Origin of the sequence: Flavivirga aquatica (genome assembly GCF_001747085.1) — a bacterium.
Classification (GTDB): Bacteria; Bacteroidota; Bacteroidia; order Flavobacteriales; family Flavobacteriaceae; genus Algibacter_C; species Algibacter_C aquatica.
Genome location: NZ_MDJD01000043.1, coordinates 151,055 through 173,608, shown reverse-complemented (window position 1 = coordinate 173,608; position 22,554 = coordinate 151,055). Strand labels below are relative to the sequence as shown.

Below are 22,554 nucleotides of genomic sequence, written 5' to 3'. Positions count from 1 at the left end.
TAGTAACCAACCCTTTTTAACATTTAAAAATGCTGAATAATATTTAATAAAATATTTTCAGCATTTTTTGTTAAGTCACTTTAAACTTCTCGACTTAACAAATTAGATTTATATCTTTAGTCCAAAATTTACAACATGCAAAAAACATATTACGATCCATCAGACCTAAGAAAATTTGGAAAAATCACAGAATGGAATGAAGAATTAGGCAACAAGTTTTTCGAGTACTACGGTAAAGTTTTCGAAGAAGGCGCACTTACGGCCAGAGAAAAATCGTTAATTGCCTTAGCCGTTGCCCACACAGAACAATGCCCTTATTGCATAGACGCCTACACTAAAGACGGCTTACAACGCGGCGTTACTAAAGAAGAAATGATGGAAGCCATACATGTAGGAGCAGCCATAAAAAGTGGAGCAACCCTAGTACATGGCGTACAAATGATGAATAAAGTAAATAAATTAGACGGCTAGTATAAGGGCGTTACCCAAGGGTCGGGCTTTCCGCTTTATCTTTTTAAAACATTATTGTAAGCATCCAACAACATGGTTATCTACCAACTACTTAAAGCTAAAACCAAATTAATTTTTAGTTTAATTTAAAAAGGATGCCGCTTCAATCCCTAACGCAAAGCCAGAAACTATATTTTTTTACACGAACAAAAAAGACAAAAACTAATTAATGGCAACAAAGTCCTTAAAAAAACGCGAAAGCGATTTAGCAAATAGCAATAGACAACTGCAAATTTTATCAAACGGTATTTTCCAAAATGGCGAATTACCAACATTTAAAGATAAAATAGCCGAAACTAATCAGTTTCCATTAAAAGCTAAAAAGTTAGAAATACTTCAAATAAACGTTGGCTACATGTGTAACCAAGTTTGCGAGCATTGCCATGTCGATGCCGGTCCAGATAGAAAAGAAATCATGACCCGCGAAACCATGCAACAATGCCTGGAAGTTATAAAAAACACAGGAGCGCATACCTTAGATTTAACAGGAGGCGCACCAGAAATGAATCCAGATTTTAGATGGTTTGTAGAAGAAGCCGCTAAAGCCGGTATTAAAGATTTTATTGTACGCTCTAACCTAACCATAATTAGAGCCAATAAAAAATATTACGATTTACCAGAATTCTTTAAAAAACACAATGTACACGTAGTTAGCTCAATGCCACATTGGACTCGAGGTAAAACAGATAAACAACGTGGCGATGGTGTTTTCGATAAATCCATAAAAGCCCTTCAAGAATTAAACGCCGTAGGTTACGGTATGCCAGATAGCGACTTACGTTTAGATTTAGTTTACAACCCATCTGGAGCCTTTTTACCAGGAGACCAAATGGCCATGGAAAAAGATTTTAAAAAAGGGTTAATGGAAGATTTTAGCATTCAATTTCATAATTTATTTGCCATTACTAATTTACCAATCTCCAGATTTTTAGATTATTTAATAGCCTCAGAAAATTACGAAGATTACATGTATGCTTTAGTTGAAGCCTACAACCCAGCCGCAGTAGAAAACGTAATGTGCACAAACACCTTATCAATAAGTTGGGATGGCTATTTATTCGACTGCGACTTTAATCAAATGCTAGGTCTGCCAGTAAATAGCAAAGCAAAACACATTTCAGAATATAATGAAGAACTATTAGAAGGCCGAAACATTGTTATTTCTCAACACTGTTATGGCTGTACAGCTGGAGCAGGAAGTAGCTGTCAAGGTGTTGTTGCATAATTATGAAAGAAGGTAAAGTAGCCATATTAATTTTTGCGAATTCTGCCGAAAAAGAAGCGGTTTCAAAACCATTTCAATATTCTAAAGATGTATTTGCAGCACTTAATGCTCGTACATTAAGTATTATAAAAAAAACTGGGCTACCTTATTTTATTTTTTCCGAAAATCAACAAGTTGGCAATTCTTTTGGAGAACGTTTTACCAACGCCATACAAACAACATACAACAAAGGATATAATACAGTTATAACCATAGGGAACGATACCCCACACTTAACTACAAAACATATTCTTAAAACAGCTCACCTATTACAAAAGCACAACCTTGTTTTAGGGCCATCTACAGATGGTGGTTTTTACCTTATGGGACTTAAAAAATCTCAATTTAATGCAGATATATTTTTAAAATTACCCTGGCAAACCTCTCAATTAAATAGAAGTATTTCTAAATTAAATGCTTCAAAAAAAATAAACATTTGCTATTTAGAAACATTAACAGATATTGATTCTGCAGCAGATGTTAAAACAATTATCAATAATTTTAGAACGCTTTCAAAAACCATAAAAAAGCTTCTTAAATTATATCTTTTTCTAGAAAAAAGAATTATTTCAACTTTTTATATTTCTATTAAAAACCCCATATTAAACCTTCAATTTAATAAAGGCTCTCCTATTACAAATCATATCTAAAATACTCTCAATCTGAATTTTATTTTCAGATATATCTTTTCAATTTTTTAATTACATTAAATGAAGCACATAATATTTTACATGATGCTTGCCTTTGCAGGTATAGCTCATGCTCAAATAACTATTACAGGAACAATAACAGATGCATCCAACGGCACTCCATTACCTTTTGTTAATATAACCAACAATAACAATGGAACAATCTCTAATGAAAACGGAAAATACACTATTCAAGTATCCTCTAAATCAAGTCCATTAAAATTCTCATATCTAGGTTACGAAACACAAATTATAACAATTGGAAATGCTTCCGTAATTAATATTGCCTTAAAAGAAGACATTACAAGTTTAGACCAAATAGTTGTTACCGCATTAGGACTAGAAAGAGAAACCAAAGAACTTGGTTATGTAGTACAAAACATAAAATCTGAAAGCTTAACAAAAGTAAAAACAGTTAATTTTCTTGATAACTTACAAGGAAAACTAGCAGGAGTTACAGTTACACAAGGAGCAACAGGTGTTGGATCTTCATCTAAAATAACCATTCGAGGAGAATCTTCTTTCTCTAACAACAACCCACTTTTTGTAGTAGACGGTATTCCTATTAATAACGAAACCATATTTAATACAACTAACGAAGCAGCCGCTGGATTTCAAGAAATTGACTTTGGTAATGGCGCTATGGAAGTAAACCCAGACGATATTGAATCTGTTACTGTTTTAAAAGGTCCAAGTGCCGCAGCACTTTATGGTACCAGAGCTTCAAACGGTGTAATTGTTATTAAAACTAAAGATGGTAGTAAAAAGAAAGGCTTTAGTGTTAACATAAATACCTCAATTTCTATAGACTCAGCTTTTAAATTACCCGAATTTCAAAACGAATATGGACAAGGTCAATCTGGAAAATTTGAATTTATAGATGGGCTTGGTGCAGGAATTAGCGATAACATTACCTACTCTTGGGGACCACGTTTAGATGCTGGTATTTTAATCCCTCAATTTGATAGCCCTGTACAATTGCCTAATGGGAACACTGTTCGTGGAGGTGATACAGCTCTTTACAATGGTTTACCTATCACAGCAACTCCTTTTAACTCGAACCCTAACAATCTAAAAGATTTTTATAAAACGGGAGTTACCACCACTAACAATGTTGCTATTTCTAACGGGTTTAACTCTGGAAATTACAGATTATCATTTACAGATTTAAGAAGTGAATCTATTATTCCTGGCGTAAACTTAGCCAGACAAACCATTTCTGCTAAACTTAATTTTAAACCTTCAGAAAAAACAAATATTGCAACATCTTTTAGTTATGTAAATTCAAATAGCGATAACAGACCGTCAAACGGTTATGGTAGTGAAAACGTTAATTATTCATTAGTAGCTTGGGGATCACGTTCATTAAACACAAACAGTTTAAGGAATTACTGGCAACCAGGATTAGAAGGCATACAACAATATTCATTTAACTATACCTTTTTTGATAATCCATATTTTATTTTATTAGAAAACAGAAACTCATTTGAGCGTGATCGTATATTTGGAAACATTTCTTTAAAACAACAACTTACAAACCATTTAAGTGTTTCTTTAAGATCTGGAATGGATTACAGTAGCGAAACACGCCAATTTAGAAGAAACTTTAGCAGTAACCGTTTTAAAAATGGAGGTTATGCAGAACATGATGTAAAATACAGAGAAGTAAATACAGATTTCTTAATTAATTACAACAATACGTTTAACAACATTTCTTTTGATGTCTCACTAGGTGGAAATCGTTTAGACCAAACTGCATCCACAAAACAATTACAAACTGTAAATTTAGCACAACCAGGAATCTTTAATCTAAACAATGCAGCTTCCCCTATCGAAGCCTTTCAATTTGAAAGTAAAAAACGAATCAACTCAATATACGGTATTGCAAAATTTGGTTATAAAAACTTCTTATTTTTAGATATTACAGGTAGAAACGATTGGTCTAGTGCTTTAGCTACTCCTTTTTCTGTTAGTGGTACTTCTTTCTTTTACCCTTCAGTTTCAACCAGTTTTGTTTTATCAAATGCAACAGAACTACCAAGTATATTTTCATTTGCAAAATTACGTGCCAGTGTAGCTCAAGTTGGAAATGATACTAGTCCATACCAAACTTCTGGTGCTTTTGTATCTCAAACACCTTTTAACGGACAACCAACATTTAGCGATCAAGATTTTATTCCAAACGCTAATTTAAAACCAGAACAAACAACAAGTTATGAAGTAGGTGCCGATTTACGCTTTTTTAAAGACCTTTTAAGTTTTGACTTTACATATTATAATGCCACAACTAAAGATCAAATTATATCATTACCCATAACCATATCATCGGGTTACAACCAACAAGTTGTTAATGGTGGAAAAGTAAACACACAAGGTGTTGAAATTATTCTTGGAGTAACACCTATTAAAAATGAAAATTTTAAATGGAATACCACTTTTAATTTTGCAACCAACCGTTCAACTATTAAAAATTTACCTCAAGAAGCAGGTCGCTTAACTTTAGCTTACAGCAGAATTTACGATAGTGCTAACCAAACCGTTTGGTTTCAAGTAGAAGAAGGCGGACGTATTGGAGATTTTTATGGAACAGGCTATTTAAAAAATGATAATGGCGAGTTTATTATTGACGATAATGGTAGATATATAGCAGATAGTAACTTAAAAAAATTAGGTAATTACAATCCAGATTTCACACTAGGTTGGAATAATAATTTTAATTATAAAAACTGGAACTTAAACTTTTTATTTGATTGGAGACAAGGTGGCGAAATTGTATCTAGAACACGTGCTTTAGGTAATGTGGGCGGGCAACTAGCCGAAACAGCTTTTAGACCAACTTCTGGTATTGTAGCCCAAGGTGTAAAACAAACAACAGGGCAACCTAATACTGTTTCTGTATCTGCAGAAAGTTACTACCGCCAATTTTACGATAGAAATCATGAAGAAAATAATGTATACGATGCTTCTTTCTTAAAACTACGCCAATTTTCAATTGGATACGATTTTAAATTAAAAAATGGCTTCTTAGGTCTAAAAAAAGGCGCTGACTTAAGTTTATCTATTACAGGAAATAATCTTTTTGCTATTACCGAAAACCCACACTTCGATCCAGAACAAATTGCTGTACAAGGTAACGGTTTTGTTAGCGGTGTAGAAGACTTAAGTTATGCAACAACTAGAAGTTTCGGATTTAAAGCAGGATTAAACTTTTAAAAGAAAAAACATGAAAAACATTATATATATATTCACAATTTTAAGCCTTCTAGCAACTACTAGTTGTACAAAAGACTTTGAAGCCATTAATACAAATCCCAATGCGCCCGTTTCGGTACAACCTAGTTTATTACTTACTCAAGTTATTTACAACTATGGCGAAGAAATGAGTTACGAAGGTTTTGTTGCTGGCGATTTATTAGCACAACACAGAACTGCTTTAGATTTCAACTTATTTGACCGTCATGCACTTAAATCTCCACAATTAGGCGGAAACCCTTGGTCTATATTCTACACCAATTTACGTGACAATGAAATTATTTTAAATCAATCTAGAACAATAGATGCCTTTAAAGTTTATGAAGGTCCTGCTCTAATATTAAAAGCTTATATAGCTGCTGGTTTAACAGATTTATTTGGAGACGTTCCATATTTTGAAGCTTTTAACGGAACAGTAACTCCTAAATATGACACGCAAGAAAGTATTTATATGAATGAAGGAGGCATTCTAGATAATTTAAACAAAGGCATTATTGCTATAGAAAATTATACCGATGCCATTTCATTACAAGGCGATATTTTATTTAATGGTGATTTACAATCATGGATTCAATTTGCAAATGCCTTAAAAATTAAACATCTTTTAAGAATTTCAAATAAAATAGATGTTTCGGCAGAATTACAATCTATTTTCAATAACGATAATTATATAAAAACCAATGCTCAAAATGCTATTTTCAACTTTACAAATTCAGACCCAAATAGTTTTAGATTAGCACAATTACGTGTAGGCGATTTTAATAATTTTGTTCTATCTAAAACCATGGAAAACATTTTAACTGGTTTAAACGATACAAGAATTAACACACTATTTAAACCTGCACCAAATGCAGCTTCTGGAGAATTTAATGGATTATTAAACGGTATAGATGCAACCTCAACATCTATTACTTTAGCCGATTATTCATTAGCTGGCACAGCATTTAGAGAAGACACCTCTACTTTAGACGCTAATTTTATTACAGCATGGGAAGTTCACTTTGCATTAGCAGAAGCTGCCGCCAAAAATTTTATTACAGCAGATGCTCAAACATTATATGAAACTGGAGTACTATTAGCTTTTGAATATTGGAATACTGAATTACCAGCAAATTACCTTTCTGGAAATGCCAATTACAATGCTACAGGAACAACACCTTTACAGCAAATTATTACACAAAAATGGATTGCTAACCTTATTAATGGTTACGAAAGTTGGGTGGAATATAGAAGAACTGGCTTTCCAGAATTAAAAACCATTTCTGCAAGTTTAAATAACAACTTAATTCCAACAAGAATGCCTTATCCAGCAGAAGAGGAAGCTTTAAATGCCGAAAATTATGCTAAGGCAGCAGCTACAACAGATAATAACAGTATTAACGTTCCTGTTTGGTGGAATGAATAATTAATTATGGAAACAATTAACTGGCAATGGCTATTAATTATCGTATCGAGTTTGATATTGTTTTTAATGTCTCCTTTAGCAAAATCTAAAAATCAATTTTTTAGAGCTACAAAAAAACTAAAGCCACCTAATACTTTTGTGTTAACAGGTAGTTTAATTATTTCATGGATTTTTGCAAAAAGCATCACCAATGCAGCTAATCTAGGCTTAAGTTTTGGTATTGTTGGTGGAGTTGCCTATGCAGGTTATTACTTATCGTTTGCAGTTGCTGGTGTATTACTTTATCAATTACGTACCAAAGGTAATTTTAAAAGTATACACCAATTTTTAACCACAAAATTTGGCAAAGGCGCCATGGCATTGTTTTCAATATTAATAGCCATAAGGTTATTTAATGAAATATGGAGTAACACTATGGTTATTGGTAGTTATTTTGGAGCACAAGGCAGTTCTCCTTACTACTGGTCTATAATTGTATTTACACTTCTAACTTTAGCTTATGCTATAAAAGGCGGTTTAAGTAGTTCTATATTTACAGATGTTATCCAAATGGGACTATTTTCAGTGCTATTAATCGTTATTTTATGGAACATTTTTTCTGTTGAAAATTTCACAGCTAAAAACATTGTTACCTCAGGAACTTGGAGCTTCGAGTTAGGTCTAAATTTATTTTTTGCAGCCATTATTCAATCGTTTAGCTATCCATTTCATGATCCTGTATTAACAGATAGAGCTTTTATAAGTACTCCAAAAACCACTTTAAAAAGCTTTCTTTTTGCAAGTGTTTTTGGCGGTTTATGCATTGTTTTATTTAGCCTTGTTGGAGTATTTGCTAAAATACAAGGCATGCAAGGTCAAGCAGCTGTAGAAGTTGGTAAAGCCTTTGGTGTTGTTATTCTTTTAATTATTAATTTTATTATGATTACCTCTGCTGCATCTACTTTAGATTCTACGTTTTCATCATTTTCAAAATTATTAGCTATAGATTTAAATTTAGGTAACACGCTAACCTTTGGTAGAGCATCAATGGCTACTGTTGCTATTCTAGGAACACTGCCCATTTTTTTTAATGCTGAAATTTTATCTGCAACAACAATTTCTGGAACTATGGTTATTGGGTTAACACCAGCCTTTTTATTTTGGAATATAAAGGTTCCCAAAATTAGTTTCTATTTAAGTGTTATTTGCGGACTACTTTTTGGATTTACTTTAGTGTTTGGAGTATTTCCAAAATCATTCATATTTACACAAGGAAAATACGCCAGCTTACTTTGGGTTAATGTTTGGGGCGTGTTAAGTTGTATCATAATATATTTATTACCTATTAAATTATCAAAATGGATAAAAAAATAGAACATCTAGGAAAATTATCTGGAAAGGTATTACTTTTTGGAGGCGTTTACAGTAACCTGCAAGCTTTAGAAGCTTTAAAGCGTGTTGCAGAATCGGAAAACATATTACCCGAAAACTGTATTTGTACAGGAGACATTGTTGGTTATTGCTCGCAACCCGAAGAAACCGTACAACTCTTTAAACTTTGGCATGCAAAAAGCATTGCTGGTAATGTAGAAATACAATTAAGTAATGAAGCCGAAGATTGTGGTTGCGATTTTAAAAAAGGCTCAAGGTGCGATGGGTTTTCTCAACAATGGTATCCTTATGCGCAAAGTAAACTTTCTAAAAGCTCTTTAGAGTTTTTAAAACCTTTACCAGACCATATAGAATTTAATTATGCTGGAAAAAAAGTAACCATTGTACATGGTTCATACTTTAATACTTCCGAATTTATTTTTAAATCGACGCCATGGAACACTAAAAAATCTAATTTTGATGTTACAAAAAGTGATGTTATTATAGGCGGACATTGTGGCCTCCCTTTTTATCATGAAAAAGAAAACAAACTGTGGATTAACCCTGGAGTTATTGGCATGCCTGCTAATGATGGTAACCCAAATGTTTGGTATACTATTTTAAATGACAAAAATGAAACATTTAACTTTAAACATCACTCCTTAAAGTATAACTATAAATTGACCAACAAGCTTATGCAAAATGACATCCTTCCCAAAGAATATGCAAGAACTATTGTTACTGGTATTTGGGATAACACCGAAATTCTACCAGCAATAGAAAGTGGTTTACAAGGATTTGGAATTCAACTATAACATTATGAAATTATTATTATTTTTTACATCAGTCCTATTATTTACTCAGCTTCAAGCTCAAGAAACTTTAGATGATTTATTAAATAAATACAATAACAACAAAATACCTTATATCACTGCTCAAGAATTAGCAACACCAAAAATTAAGGCAATACTTTTAGATGCTAGAGAAGCTAATGAGTATAAAGTAAGTCACCTTAAAGATGCTGTTTTTGTAGGATACGATCATTTTAAAGTGAAAAACATTAAGAAACAAATTCAAAAAAAAGATACTTTAATTGTTGTCTATTGTTCTCTAGGGATTAGGTCGGAAACGATTTCACACAAACTTAAAAAAGCTGGATATACAAATGTTAAAAACTTGTATGGTGGTATTTTTGAATGGAAAAATAATGGCTTTTCTGTTTACAATGAAAAAGAAAAAGCAACAGACAGTATTCATACCTTTTCGTACGAATGGAGCAAATGGCTAAAAGCCGGTAAAAAAGTATATCCCAAAAACAATATAAATGAGTGAAAATGCATTAATTGTATTTACAAGAAACCCTGAACTAGGTAAGTGTAAAACACGTTTAGCAAAAACCGTTGGAGATCAAACTGCATTAGATATATATAAATTTCTTTTACAACATACCGCAGATATTTCTAAAGCAGTAGACACTAATAGATTTGTATTCTATTCTGAAAACATTATCGATAATGATATATGGGATACTAAATTCTTCAACAAAAAACTTCAAAAAGGCGAAGATTTAGGAGAACGCATGCAACATGCATTTACAGAATTATTAAATGCAAATTATAATAAGGTAGTAATTATTGGCAGCGACTTATATGATTTAAATGCGCAAACCATTGAAGAAGCATATAAACAACTAGAATCTCATGATGTAGTCATTGGCCCTGCCGAAGATGGTGGTTATTATTTACTAGGCATGAATGTATTACATCCAGAAGCTTTTAAAAACAAAGCTTGGGGCACTTCTTCTGTATTAGAAAAAACTTTAACAGATTTAAATACAACTTCAGTGAAATTTTTAGATAAAAAAAACGACATAGATACTTGGGAAGATATAAAAGACATTCCCTTTTTTGTCAAAAATTTTTTAACCTAAAAACTACTATGAAAATGAAAAAAGCATTACTATTCTTAAATTTTTTACTTTTAATCCAATACGGATTTTCACAATGTACCGTTCCTGCTAACAGTTTTGGTAACAATCAAAATATTTCTTCTTATAATATTACTGGAGATGTAGATATTACTTTAGAAAACAACAATACCATTCGCTTAAATTTAGGCGCAAACTTTAAAACAGCTTCTGGCCCAGATATTAGAGCGTATTTAGTAAAATCTAAAGGAATGTCTGATGCCGACTTGAGATCTGCTCAAATTTCAACTTTAGAACATATAGAATTTGGTTTAGTAGGTTGCACCAGATGTGTACCAGTTATACCTCAAAATGGCGCAAAGTCTTTTACTGTTAATATTTCTGGAGGAGATAAAATTGAAGACTACGATCGTATTTTATTTTATTGTTTACAATTTAATCAATTTTGGGATTTTGGGAAATTTACACCATTTAATCCTTCAAACTGTACTCTTTTAAATATAGAGAGCAATACCCTTAGCGAAAATATTACCCTATACCCTAACCCAACAATTGATGCGTTTGAAGTACGTAACGATACGCAAGCACCCTTATCTATAAATATATACAACATACTAGGAAATCAGGTTAAATCTGTAGAAAAAACATCATTAAAAAAACAATCATTTTCTTTATCTAATTTAAATTCTGGTGTATATTTAGTGGAAATTAAAAGCGCAAATCAAAGTATCATTAAAAAATTGATTAAACGCTAATAACGTAAAAAATTATATGCTAAAATTTATAAACGAAACTACCGATTTTTTAAAAAACAAAGGTTTTGATACCCCTGAAATAGGAATTATTTTAGGTACAGGCTTAGGTCAATTTATAAACGAAATAGAGGTTTTAAAAGAAGTTAGTTACAACCATATTCCTAATTTCCCAACAGCTACAGTCGAATTTCATAAAGGCAAACTTATTTATGGTATTCTAGAAGGACGAAAAGTTATCGTCATGCAAGGGCGTTTTCATCTTTATGAAGGCTATACACTCCAAGACGTCACCTATCCTGTTCGTATTATGGAAAAATTAGGTATTAAAACCTTACTAGTTTCTAATGCTTCGGGAGCTATTAACCTCAACTTTAAAAAAGGTGAATTAATGCTTATTGATGATCATATAAACCTTCAAGGAAATTCCCCTTTAGCTTTTAAAGATGTTGAAAAATTAGGAGAGCGTTTTACAGATATGAGTGCACCTTATAATGCAGAAATTAATTCTAAATTTAAAAGCATTGCTAAGGCTAATAATATAACATTACACAAAGGTGTTTACGCTAGTGTTTTTGGTCCGCAATTAGAAACCAGAGCAGAATATAGAATGCTTAAAATAATTGGAGCAGATGCTGTAGGCATGAGTACTGTTCCAGAAATAATAGTAGCAAACCATTTAAAATTAAAGGCAGCAGCAGTATCTGTTTTAACAGATGAGTGTGATCCAGACAATTTAAAACCTGTTGATATAAGTGAAATTATTGCTATGGCATCTAAAGCAGAGCCTAACATGATAACACTCTTTAAAGAATTAATTAAAACAGTATAAAATACAGTACTCTCTATTTTACAACTGAATATAATTATAAACTGTATATAAAGCTGAATACTAATAAAAAGATGAGTTATTTAGATGCTACACATGATGTGTATAAAGAAGCTGCACTTACACCAGATGTTGGTTTATGCTGTACGACAAACCCAATTTGGGAATTACCAGGATTAAAAATCCCTAAAATAATGCAAGAGATGAATTACGGATGTGGTAGTACTGTACACGCTCGTGATTTAACTAATAACCCAAAAATGCTATATGTAGGCGTTGGTGGTGGTATGGAGTTATTACAATTCTCATATTTTAATCGTCAAAAAGGTGGTATAGTTGGTGTTGATGTTGTTGATGAAATGCTAGAAGCCTCTAGAAAAAACTTTCTAGAAGCAGAAGCGCAAAACGACTGGTTTAAAAGTGAGTTTGTAGATCTTAAAAAAGGGGATGCTATGAATCTTCCTGTTGAAGATAATAGCATAGATGTTGCTGCACAAAACTGTTTATTCAACATTTTTAAGGCTGAAGATTTAAAGAAAGCTATAGAAGAAATGCATCGTGTTTTAAAACCACACGGTCGTTTAGTTATGAGTGATCCTACATGCGAACAACCCATGAATGATGAGTTACGTAATGATGATAGGTTGCGCGCATTATGCTTAAGTGGAAGCTTGCCAATAGCTGAATATGTAAAAGCATTAACTGATGCTGGTTTTGGAACTATTGAAATTCGTGCTCGTAAGCCTTATAGAGTTTTAGACCCTAAAAATTACCCAACTGATGAGTTAATTTATATAGAATCTATCGAAGTTGCTGCTATTAAAGACCCAATGCCTGAAGACGGTCCTTGTATTTTTACTGGTAAAGCTGCTATTTATTACGGTGATGAAGATTACTTTGATGATAAAAAAGGACATATTTTATTAAAAAATCAACCTTTAGCTATTTGTGATAAAACAGCAGGAGCTATAGCAGACCTAAATAGAGATGATATTTACATTAGTAAATCTACTTATCATTATGACGGTGGCGGATGTTGCTAAATAAAAAATGCTTAACAATTAATTATACCAAGAGTGCTTTTTCTAGCACTCTTTTTTATTTTAAAATTTAATTTTAAGGCTTTTAAAAAGATGACTCATAGTCCATGCAGGACCAATCATTAAAAATTGTACATCTTTTAAAAATGATGGTTTTTTCCCTTCATGATTATGCCCAATAAATTGCATTATCCAAGCTACAGCAAAAATAACAAGCATAATAGCCCAAAGCGGTGCGAGATCTAGACTTGCAATTTTATTAATTCCTACAAGTGCTAATAAAGAAAACACTAACATTCCCATAAAAAGTACAAAAGATAAACGCAAATAATACATAAGTCCCAAAACAATTGCCAATGATCCAATATGCATATAAGAGGTAATCCAAACAGGCATTATACCATTAAGTAATCCGCTTAGTGGAATACAAGCTAGCAAACCTATAAGACTAAAAAAAATAGCTGGCACACAAAAATAATGAACTTTTTTATTAAATGGTGTTTGATGACTTTCTCCATATTCACTTAGTAAAATTTCTATTTTTCGCATTGTTTTCATCTTTTAAATTAATATTGCAACAAGTAATCAAATTTTATTATGAAATAACATATTAACCTAAATGTACCATTAAAATATAGTATTTTTACTATTCTGCCTTAATGAATATAAGCATGAACAACTATATAAATCTTATAAAAAATTCCTATTCGGGTTACTGGAATTACCTCAAACAAGAGCTCTTTTTTCAAAATCAATGGGATAACTATTTTTATGGTTTAATTGTTATTTCTTTATTAGTATGGGCGCTTGAAATAGTATTTCCTTGGCGAAAAAAACAATCTATTTTTAGAAAAGATTTTTGGTTAGACATTTTCTATATGTTCTTTAATTTCTTTCTACTAAATCTTATTATTTTAATTGCTTTATCAAATACTGTTGCCCAAATTTTTAATGACCTATTAACTAGTATTGGCTTATCTATTTATAGCTTCCAGCTTTTTGATGTTGATGATTTACCAAAATGGCTAGGTTTATTAATATTTTTTTTAGTTTCAGATTTTGTGCAATGGAATACGCATAGATTACTACACCGTATACCCTTTCTATGGAATTTCCACAAAATACATCACTCTGTAAAAGAAATGGGGTTTGCTGCGCATTTACGCTACCATTGGATGGAACCTGTTGTTTACAAATCTTTACTTTACATTCCTATCTCAATCATTGGAAATTACAACGCAAAGGACGTCTCTATTGTTTATTTTTTCGCAATTATTATTGGCCATTTAAACCATGCAAACTTAGGGTGGGATTATGGTATTTTTAAATACATCTTTAACAATCCTAAAATGCATATTTGGCATCATGCAAAACAATTGCCAAAACATGTTAGGTTTGGTGTTAATTATGGACTAACACTTAGCATTTGGGATTACATTTTTAAAACTGACTATATCCCAAATAGTGGAAAAGACATTGAATTAGGGTTTACAGATGATGAAACTTTTCCTGAAGATTTTATAACCCAAGAAATGTATCCTATATTCTCTAGAAAGCGTAAATAGAACTTAAAACTTTTAAATGAAATATCTACAATTCTTTATTATCTTTTTTATAACCGCATGTTCGAGTACAAAGCATATAGTTTCTAACACACCTCCTACCCCTATTAAAAATTCAATTGTTATAGACAGCAGCGCTATTGAAGCCAATACTCCAGAGCCTCAAGAACCGCCTCAACCTCGAAAATCACTAAAAAAAGACACCACTATAAACAACAACGAATCAAACTTATTTAGCCACAATATTTGGAATACTTTATTACAAAAACACGTTTCTAACCAAGGTAATGTAAACTACAAAGCATTTAAAAACGATAGAAAATTGCTATCAACCTATATAACCACTTTGAGCCAAAACATGCCAAATACTTCTTGGGCTAAAGAAGACAAATTAGCATATTGGATTAACGCATATAATGCCATGACTATTGATTTAATCTTGCGTTATTACCCATTAAAGAGTATTAAAAACATAAAAAAACCTTGGGATCAACGTTTTTGGAAACTAGGAGACAAATGGTATAATTTAAACGAAATAGAACACGAAATTTTGCGAAAAATGAATGAACCCCGTATTCATTTTGCTATTGTATGTGCTTCTTTTTCTTGTCCTAAATTACAAAACAAAGCCTTTAGTGCATTAAATCTAGAAGAGCAACTAACAACTAGTACCAAACAGTTTTTAAATGACACTAAGAGAAATAACATTTCTAATAACACACTAGAACTGTCAAAAATATTCAAATGGTTTTCTTCAGATTTCACCAAAAATCAATCTTTAATCCAGTTTTTGAATAAATATACATCTGTTCAAATTTCGGATAAAGCAAAAAAACATTTTAAAGATTATGATTGGAGTTTGAATGAGTGAATTATTTTCTTAATCTTGAATAAATAAAAATCATATAAAGCCAATTAAAACTAATTCTTGCCTCACAAGAATAGACAAAGCATGAAACACCAAATATCTATTATTATTCCAATGCTGAATGAAGCAGATAATATTTCTAATCTGCTAGATTATCTTTTAAATCATTCTTCAAAAGATAATATTTCAGAAATAATTTGTGTTGATGGAGGCAGCACTGATGGGTCTCAAGATATTATTTCTTGCTTTATTTCGAATACGATCAAAGAATTTAAAGAAAAAAACGTTAACTCTCTTTTTCCTTATTTAAAACTTATTAACTCGCAAAAAGGACGTGCTAAACAAATGAATTCTGGTACTAAACATGCTACAGGTAGTATTTTATATTTTTTACATGCTGATTCTTTTCCTCCTAAAAATTTTGATCAATGCATTATTAATGAAGTACAAAATGGCAATCAAGCTGGATGTTTTAGAATGCAATTTGATAGTAACCATTGGTGGTTAAAATTAGCTAGTTGGCTTACTAGGTTTAGCTGGAGAGCTTGTCGAGGTGGAGACCAAAGTCAATTTATAACTAAAACATTATTCAATAATATTGGTGGTTTTGACGAACGTTATGTTATTTATGAAGATAACGTTTTAATAAATGCATTATACGCAAGAAAGGAGTTTGTTGTAATTAATAAAAAACTCTATACATCTGCAAGGTTATACAGAAAACATGGTGTTTGGAAATTACAATACTTTTTTTGGACTATTTATGTTAAAAAATGGTTTGGAGCTTCTCCCGAAGGTTTAAAAAACTATTATTTAAAACATATAAGTGTTAAGAATTGATACTTAATAAAATTCTAAATGTTACAATTTTCTTTTATAATCGTCATACTTTTATATTAATTTACGATTTATGAAATCATTTTATAATACATGTATTCTTTTTATTCTCTCTATAATTACAAATCAAGCGCAGGAATCCTTAAGTGCTAAACTCTTAGATTCTATATCGCAAAAACCAATTCCTTTTGCTACTATAGCTTTAAACGAAACATCTGGAGTTATTAGTAATGAAACAGGCAAGTTCCAACTGTACTTTAGAAAAAAAACAAAGCTTACAGACTCTATATTTATTCGTTGTTTAGGCTACCAAAACAAACGTTTGCTTCTTAAAAATTTAAAAGACAGTATTATATTTTTAAACCCTAAGACCATAGAATTAAATGAAGTTATGGTTTCTAATAAAAATTATACTGTAGAGGAGATTATTGAAAAAACAAAAGAGAATATTGAAAATAATTATGAATTCAGTTTTACAAAAAGTAAACTATTTTATAGATCATCATTTTTTTCGAATATTTTAAAAAGCGATATTAAAATAAAGAAAACAACCATACCTGAGTTTAATCAACGTTTTATTGATAGTGTTTTAAAGGTTATTCCCAAAAACGCCGACAATTACACCGAAATTTTAGCCAATATATATGGTAAAACCGGAGATAAGGATTTACAAAAGTTAGATATTATTAAATCATCAAAATTATATGACAAAAGCAAAGAGGTTAGTTTTAAAAGCTTTGAAGAAAAATTTAATAAAATTATTAAAAAACATATAAAACGTGATTCTTACTTTAAAATAAAATCAGGTTTTTTTGGAACAAAGGAAGAAATTGATTCTTCATTTTTCGAAACATATAGTAATGATGAAACCGATAAAACGAAAGCATTTTTAGACGCTCAAAAGAAAAAAGAAGAAAAAAGAAAAAAGAACTTTTTAAACTACAGAAAAAATAGCATTCATAATATAAGACATAACAGCTTTATATTTGAAAACAGCAAATTAAACTTTCTAGAAAAACATAATAGATATAATTTTAAAATAGAAGATTATAGTTTTATAAACGACTACTTTGTTTATAAAATAAGTTTCTTTCCAAAAAGGAATGCCGACTATAAAGGCTTTATTTATATTAACACCAACGACTTTGCTATTGTAAGGGTAGATTACGAAAATGTAAAGCCTTTAAAGACCTTTAATCTTTTAGGTATTTCGTATAATTATTATTTAAAAAAAGGCACTCTAATTTATACAAAAAACGCAACCAATAAATACACCCTTAAATATGCTGATGTTAAGGAAGGTAATAAATTTGGAATAAAAAGACCTTTAAAAATTATTGAAAAAAACAAACACACTAGAGGACGTAGAAAACAAAACGAATTATCATCGGATATACATTTTATTATTTCTAGTACTATAAAAAATGAATTGATAGTTTTTGAAAACGAAAGTATTACTAAAGCCAACTTTGACAATTTTATAGAAAAACCAAAAGTTGAGCCTATTTATTTACCAAAATACGATCCTGAGTTCTGGAAAGGTTATAATGTTATTGAACCTAATCAGGCTATCAAAGACTTTAAAAGCATTGAATAATCTATAATGTTTTTAAAAGTCTAAGCTGCTTATTTATTTCTCCCTTTTTCATTTGGATATAAAGACGGTAAATTATCGCTTTGAAAAAGGTCTTTAGAGTTTACATCTATCCCAGATATTTTACCTTTAAATGCTGCACCAGTATCAATATTCCAAACATTAGCGGCATTCATAGGTACGTCTGACTCAAAATTAGTTGTTGGAGTATGCCCAATGTATATTTCTTTATAATGCTTTAAACGGTTTGGATATAATAAAGAATCTTTTTCAATACTCTTATCCATAGTTAAAGCCATTTCCCAAAGCGTTCTATCAAAATAAAAAGTCGTTTTAAAAACTTCTTTTTCAACACCGTGCATTGATGTAAAACCTGCATGAAGAAATAATCTATTGTCTTCATCAATATGATAAAGTGGCATATTTTCGAAAAAACTTAGGTGATTGCTTTTTTCTTCATCTGAAAAATCTGCATAACTATCCATAGTCTCCTTGCCCCCATGTATATACCAAGTAGGATTAACTTCACCAGTTTTTAACCACTCCTCACACCAAACATCATGATTTCCTTTTATAAAAACACAATTTATTTTTTGAGATAATTCCATTAAAAACTGAATTACCTGTGCAGATTCACTCCATCCATCTACATAATCACCCATAAAAATGAGTTTATCACTTGCTTTAACCTCTATCTTATTTAAAACTTGTATTAAAGCTTTTAAACCTCCGTGAATATCTCCTATTGCTAAAACTCTCATAAACTATTTTTTTAGCAAAACTAATTAATTTATAACTACTAATTCTAGTGTTTAATTAAGTTTTAGTTAAACCCATATTAAATTCTTGAAAAATTATATTAAACCTTTTAATATTTGAATTTGCTTAAAGTCATTTTCTTTATAAAAAAACCTTTGTCATCGAATTCAATGACAAAGGTTTATGCTTAATATAAAAAATTATACAACTTATTCTTTAAAATCAAACGTTATACAATCTTCTAACTCTCCACAACTAGGAGATGAAGCTTTAAAACATATATCCAATAGTCCAGGTTCGGTTACATGGTTTTCAAGTCTTAATACACTATATAATATAGTAGGTTCTACTACCTTACCATTTATAGTCCATACCACAGAACTTATATCGAGATCTTGAATGGCAAATACTGAAACATTTACAATTTTAAACCTCTCGTTGGGGTTAATCCCTTTAAAGCTGCTACAAATATTAATTGGGTTATTTGGCTCAGGGTTTTCTTCATTGCTAAATTGACCATTTTTAGAACTCTCAACCTTATTTAGGTTTTCATTTAAATTATCGTCAAGTGTTTCAGAAGAGTCACTACAAGATGCAAATACAAGTAATAGAATAAATAATAGTGATTTTGCTGTTAATTGAACTTTTTTCATGATTTTAAATTTTTTATTATAATCATATAACAAGTTAAATAATAAAAGTCCTACCCTTGATGTTGATTTTTTTTTAAAAAATTAATTTACAACACCTTATTTTTTAACATAAAAATAACACATATAAAGCTATATATCAGTAATTTAAATCAAAAACTTTAATAAATGCTTAAGCTTAAAATAACATGAAGGTAAAACTGATTTTTAACCAATTTCAGGAAAGTTAAACAAAATCAACATCTAAAAATACTGCCCAATACCAAATACTAAACCTTGGGCTGCATCTTTTGTTATACCATACCCGTAATCAATTCTAAAAATGGCATTATATATATTTTTGTGAACAAAACGCAAACCTAAACCTGGATATACTCTAATATTTTGCGAATCACTAAAATCACCAAAACTACCTCCTGGGTTTCTCCATGAGCCTGCATCTACAAAAGCATTCCCTTGTAATACAAACCAACCTTTCTCGTATAGTGTTCGTCTATACTCTGTATTAAGTACAATAGCACCAGTACCTCTATCTATAACGTTACCAGCTCCTCTTACATTTAAGTTATTATCTACTGAAAATGGAGCGAAAGGAGAATCATTATTTGACGAAAGACCTAAACGCAATCTATTAGCCCAATTCCCTTTTTTTCCTAATCTTTTAAAATAGAAAAAATCATTCCAACCTATTAAAAAATCTGGTAATTCATTATTTTTAGAAGTTACATATTGAAAATTAAACATGCTTTTAAAACCAGATACGTATTGATAATGATAATCCAGATTATTATATTCATATATAAATTTATATAAGAACTTTTTTGCTATTAAAGCAAACTTATCTAATGGTATGTTCTGAATTCCTGATACTGCAGATTTAAATAAATAATCCTCGGTAAAGGCGTTAACTCCTATTTCAAATCTATTATTAAAATTTAGCTCATATAAACCTAAAGCTTCAAAAGAAGTATTATTATACCTATAATTAACCCCTTCCGTATTATCAAAAAAAACAGGCTCTTGAGTTGTTAAATCTTGATACGTTAATGCTAAACCTAATTTATTAGAAAACAAATAAGGTGCTCTCAAATTTAACGCATATGAACTATAAATATCTTTTTGATAAAAACCTCCAAAAGTAATATTTTGTCCAAATAAATTGAACTCATATAATCCTAATCTATACGCAAATTCATCATCACTAGAAGTATATACATTTACAGATGGAATAATAGTAAAGTTCTCTTCAATATTATAAAACACGTTGTACTGATTATCATGAGAATGAAATACTTGAAAATAAGCATGAGATACAGACGGTAATCGTTTTAACCTAATTATATCTTGAGCTATTACCAAGGAATCTAGAGGTTTTCCAGATTTAATTGCCGATATTTTTTTTATAAATGATGCTTTTAATTTTTTATTCCCTTGAATTTTCAGGTCTGCAACTGTATTACTTTGCGCAAATGCGATGAAACAAAGTAAGAATGCAAAAAAGAATATTGAAAAGTGTTTTTTCATTCTATCTTAAAAGTTTTTAAAATAACTCCATTTACCCAATTGTCTATACTTACGTCCATTAAGGTAAAGTTATAAGTATTGTTCAAAATTAAATTTGGTGGCGTTTTTGTGGTTATATTTAACACTAAATTTGATGTATCGTAATATTGAAAATGATTATCTAAAGTATAAGTTCCCGATAACAAATTATTTTGAGCATCAGAAACAACTTGAAAATAAATCGCATTATCTCCAAAGGCATTATCTTGCCATGAAAAATTAGGCATTCTAGATTGAGATTGATCTATAATTACATCCTCATTCCAAACAGTAGGCTTTGAAATTTGTTTTGTACGTATTGGATTTGACATTTTAATTTCATTATCCAATTCGTAAGTGATAATAATCCATTTTTCATTAACAGATTCCTGTATAAACTTACCTAGATATCCATTAAAAAAAGGAGTACTATTAAGTAATCTTCTTGTATAATTTGAAAAATCATTATTATCTAACTCAACTTTATCTGTTTCATAATATCTAACATTTAAAGCGCCAAACTTTGGATAGTAAAACGTAAGAATCTCTCCTGAATCTTTATCACTAGCTGCACATGCAATAACGGCTCCTGTTTCAATAGTTCTTCCTTTAATATAACTTTCTAAAGTTATTGAGGACAAAGCAACATCATCACTAGAATCTGAACAAGAAACTAATGTCAAAAAACTAATAATTATATACTTTACTTTATTCATTTCAAACTATACTGTTTTCTTATTAAAGTTTCAACAGGTTTATTTTGTGGTGTGAACCTTGAATTATTTTCCCCTCCAGATTTCTCATAATTATGAAACCATTTCCAAATAAAACCACCTGCAAACCAATCTTCTTTCCAAAAAGTTTCAAATAAAGCTTGTGTCGTATTTGTTTGCGCTTCAAGATTTACTTGATTCATACTTCTATCACTCTTCCATGGTTCTTTCCCAGAATAATCAACACTTCTATAACCAAACTCTGTAAACAAAATAGGTTTATCATGTTTTTTAGATATTTCAAAAACAACAGGTTTGTGTGCTTTCCACCCCTCTAAACATTCGGATACTGTTGGTGTCTTACTATTACTAACAGGAAAATAAGCATCTACTCCAATATAATCTAACTTACTCCAAAAAGGAGTTCTCTTAAATTCATCCCAGTTAGCAGCATACGTTAGTTTTCCTTTGTACTTACTTTTTATCTTCTCTATTAAAGAAAACCAATAATCTGGTCTATTATCTATAAATTTCTCTAGCTCCGTTCCTATACATAATATATCAACTTTCATCTCTTGAGCCAATTCTGTATATTCCAAAATAAACTTTGAATAAGAAGCTTCTAAAGTTTTCCAATCTGCTTCACTATCCATTTCTATATTACCTGTAAATTCACCCCGCCAAACCCAAATTTGAGGTTTCAACATAATTTTAATATGCTTAGCCTTAAGTGTTGCAATATACTGTTTTGCTCCTTTTTTAGATTCGCCAAACCACTGCCTATCTGTATTAAATACAATATCTGGGTTAGACAATTCCTTAATATAGCCAAAAGGCATAATAGCTGCATAATTAGCATTAAGATTAATAACAGGTTTAACATGATTATCATTAATAGCCTCGCCAGAAGCCACAAAACTTACACCGTTAATTTTGTTAGTTTGTGTTATGCATGATTGAATGCTTAATGCTAATAATAAAAAAAGGAGTTTGAATCTTTTCATTTAAATA

General features: G+C 30.6%; 22 protein-coding genes. 16 read left to right on the top strand and 6 right to left on the bottom strand.

Annotation, left to right across the window (positions count from 1 at the left end):
• Positions 1-135: 135 nt before the first annotated feature.
• The 12 genes from A8C32_RS10250 (at position 136) to arsM (ending at position 13,021) form a co-directional block, all read left to right on the top strand.
• Positions 136-471 (top strand): arsenosugar biosynthesis-associated peroxidase-like protein, encoded by a 336-nt coding sequence (locus A8C32_RS10250; protein WP_069830338.1) that lies wholly within the window; start codon positions 136-138, stop codon positions 469-471.
• A 208-nt stretch (positions 472-679) separates the two neighbouring features.
• Positions 680-1,735, top strand: coding sequence for an arsenosugar biosynthesis radical SAM (seleno)protein ArsS (gene arsS / locus A8C32_RS10245; protein ID WP_069830337.1), 1,056 nt, complete (start codon positions 680-682; stop codon positions 1,733-1,735).
• A gap of 2 nt (positions 1,736-1,737) precedes the next feature.
• Positions 1,738-2,424 carry a TIGR04282 family arsenosugar biosynthesis glycosyltransferase gene (locus tag A8C32_RS10240; RefSeq protein ID WP_069830336.1) on the top strand — a complete coding sequence of 229 codons (687 nt, stop codon included), beginning with the start codon at positions 1,738-1,740 and terminating at the stop codon, positions 2,422-2,424.
• 60 nt (positions 2,425-2,484) lie between these two features.
• Complete coding sequence (locus A8C32_RS10235; RefSeq protein WP_069830335.1) at positions 2,485-5,676, top strand: SusC/RagA family TonB-linked outer membrane protein; 3,192 nt, start codon at positions 2,485-2,487, stop codon at positions 5,674-5,676.
• 10 nt (positions 5,677-5,686) lie between these two features.
• Positions 5,687-7,120, top strand: a complete 1,434-nt coding sequence (locus tag A8C32_RS10230) for a SusD/RagB family nutrient-binding outer membrane lipoprotein (RefSeq protein WP_069830334.1) — start codon at positions 5,687-5,689, stop codon at positions 7,118-7,120.
• A gap of 6 nt (positions 7,121-7,126) precedes the next feature.
• Positions 7,127-8,473, top strand: a complete 1,347-nt coding sequence (locus A8C32_RS10225) for an SLC5/6 family protein (protein WP_069830333.1) — start codon at positions 7,127-7,129, stop codon at positions 8,471-8,473.
• Positions 8,458-9,285 carry a metallophosphoesterase family protein gene (locus A8C32_RS10220; RefSeq protein ID WP_069830332.1) on the top strand — a complete coding sequence of 276 codons (828 nt, stop codon included), beginning with the start codon at positions 8,458-8,460 and terminating at the stop codon, positions 9,283-9,285. Before A8C32_RS10225 ends, A8C32_RS10220 begins: the two co-directional genes overlap by 16 nt.
• A gap of 4 nt (positions 9,286-9,289) precedes the next feature.
• Entirely contained in the window at positions 9,290-9,802 is a 513-nt protein-coding gene (locus A8C32_RS10215) for a rhodanese-like domain-containing protein (protein ID WP_069830331.1), read from the top strand.
• Positions 9,795-10,400 (top strand): TIGR04282 family arsenosugar biosynthesis glycosyltransferase, encoded by a 606-nt coding sequence (locus tag A8C32_RS10210; protein WP_069830330.1) that lies wholly within the window; start codon positions 9,795-9,797, stop codon positions 10,398-10,400. The genes A8C32_RS10215 and A8C32_RS10210 overlap by 8 nt, the downstream gene beginning before the upstream one ends.
• A 14-nt stretch (positions 10,401-10,414) precedes the next feature.
• Positions 10,415-11,152: a T9SS type A sorting domain-containing protein gene (locus tag A8C32_RS10205; RefSeq protein WP_165605828.1), complete on the top strand. Its 738-nt coding sequence runs from the start codon at positions 10,415-10,417 to the stop codon at positions 11,150-11,152.
• 16 nt (positions 11,153-11,168) lie between these two features.
• The gene (locus A8C32_RS10200) at positions 11,169-11,981 is read left to right on the top strand and encodes a purine-nucleoside phosphorylase (RefSeq protein ID WP_069830328.1); all 813 of its coding nucleotides are present in this window, start codon (positions 11,169-11,171) and stop codon (positions 11,979-11,981) included.
• Positions 11,982-12,052: 71 nt separating this feature from the next.
• Positions 12,053-13,021, top strand: a complete 969-nt coding sequence (gene arsM / locus A8C32_RS10195) for an arsenosugar biosynthesis arsenite methyltransferase ArsM (protein ID WP_069830327.1) — start codon at positions 12,053-12,055, stop codon at positions 13,019-13,021.
• 60 nt (positions 13,022-13,081) lie between these two features.
• On the opposite strand, the gene A8C32_RS10190 is transcribed toward arsM, so the two are convergent.
• On the bottom strand, positions 13,082-13,567 hold the full coding sequence (locus tag A8C32_RS10190; protein ID WP_069830532.1) for an Mpo1 family 2-hydroxy fatty acid dioxygenase: 486 nt from the start codon (positions 13,565-13,567) through the stop codon (positions 13,082-13,084).
• 122 nt (positions 13,568-13,689) lie between these two features.
• Here A8C32_RS10190 and A8C32_RS10185 point away from each other — a divergent pair, with 122 nt between their 5' ends.
• The 4 genes from A8C32_RS10185 to A8C32_RS10170 all read left to right on the top strand — a co-directional run bounded on the left by A8C32_RS10185 (position 13,690) and on the right by A8C32_RS10170 (position 17,882).
• A complete protein-coding gene (locus A8C32_RS10185; protein WP_069830326.1) occupies positions 13,690-14,583 on the top strand; it encodes a sterol desaturase family protein in 894 nt (297 codons plus the stop codon).
• A gap of 16 nt (positions 14,584-14,599) precedes the next feature.
• Positions 14,600-15,451 (top strand): DUF547 domain-containing protein, encoded by an 852-nt coding sequence (locus A8C32_RS10180; RefSeq protein ID WP_083253316.1) that lies wholly within the window; start codon positions 14,600-14,602, stop codon positions 15,449-15,451.
• An 81-nt stretch (positions 15,452-15,532) separates the two neighbouring features.
• On the top strand, positions 15,533-16,288 hold the full coding sequence (locus A8C32_RS10175; protein ID WP_069830325.1) for a TIGR04283 family arsenosugar biosynthesis glycosyltransferase: 756 nt from the start codon (positions 15,533-15,535) through the stop codon (positions 16,286-16,288).
• A 70-nt stretch (positions 16,289-16,358) separates the two neighbouring features.
• Positions 16,359-17,882, top strand: coding sequence for a carboxypeptidase-like regulatory domain-containing protein (locus A8C32_RS10170; protein ID WP_069830324.1), 1,524 nt, complete (start codon positions 16,359-16,361; stop codon positions 17,880-17,882).
• A gap of 29 nt (positions 17,883-17,911) precedes the next feature.
• On the opposite strand, the gene A8C32_RS10165 is transcribed toward A8C32_RS10170, so the two are convergent.
• From A8C32_RS10165 to A8C32_RS10145, 5 genes are all read right to left on the bottom strand, one after another.
• Entirely contained in the window at positions 17,912-18,640 is a 729-nt protein-coding gene (locus tag A8C32_RS10165; protein ID WP_069830323.1) for a metallophosphoesterase family protein, read from the bottom strand.
• 207 nt (positions 18,641-18,847) lie between these two features.
• Entirely contained in the window at positions 18,848-19,291 is a 444-nt protein-coding gene (locus tag A8C32_RS10160) for a hypothetical protein (protein ID WP_069830322.1), read from the bottom strand.
• 240 nt (positions 19,292-19,531) lie between these two features.
• Positions 19,532-20,812, bottom strand: coding sequence for a BamA/TamA family outer membrane protein (locus A8C32_RS10155; RefSeq protein ID WP_069830321.1), 1,281 nt, complete (start codon positions 20,810-20,812; stop codon positions 19,532-19,534).
• On the bottom strand, positions 20,809-21,546 hold the full coding sequence (locus A8C32_RS10150) for a hypothetical protein (RefSeq protein WP_069830320.1): 738 nt from the start codon (positions 21,544-21,546) through the stop codon (positions 20,809-20,811). The genes A8C32_RS10155 and A8C32_RS10150 overlap by 4 nt, the downstream gene beginning before the upstream one ends.
• Positions 21,543-22,547 (bottom strand): glycoside hydrolase family 113, encoded by a 1,005-nt coding sequence (locus tag A8C32_RS10145; protein WP_069830319.1) that lies wholly within the window; start codon positions 22,545-22,547, stop codon positions 21,543-21,545. The genes A8C32_RS10150 and A8C32_RS10145 overlap by 4 nt, the downstream gene beginning before the upstream one ends.
• Positions 22,548-22,554 lie beyond the last annotated feature (7 nt).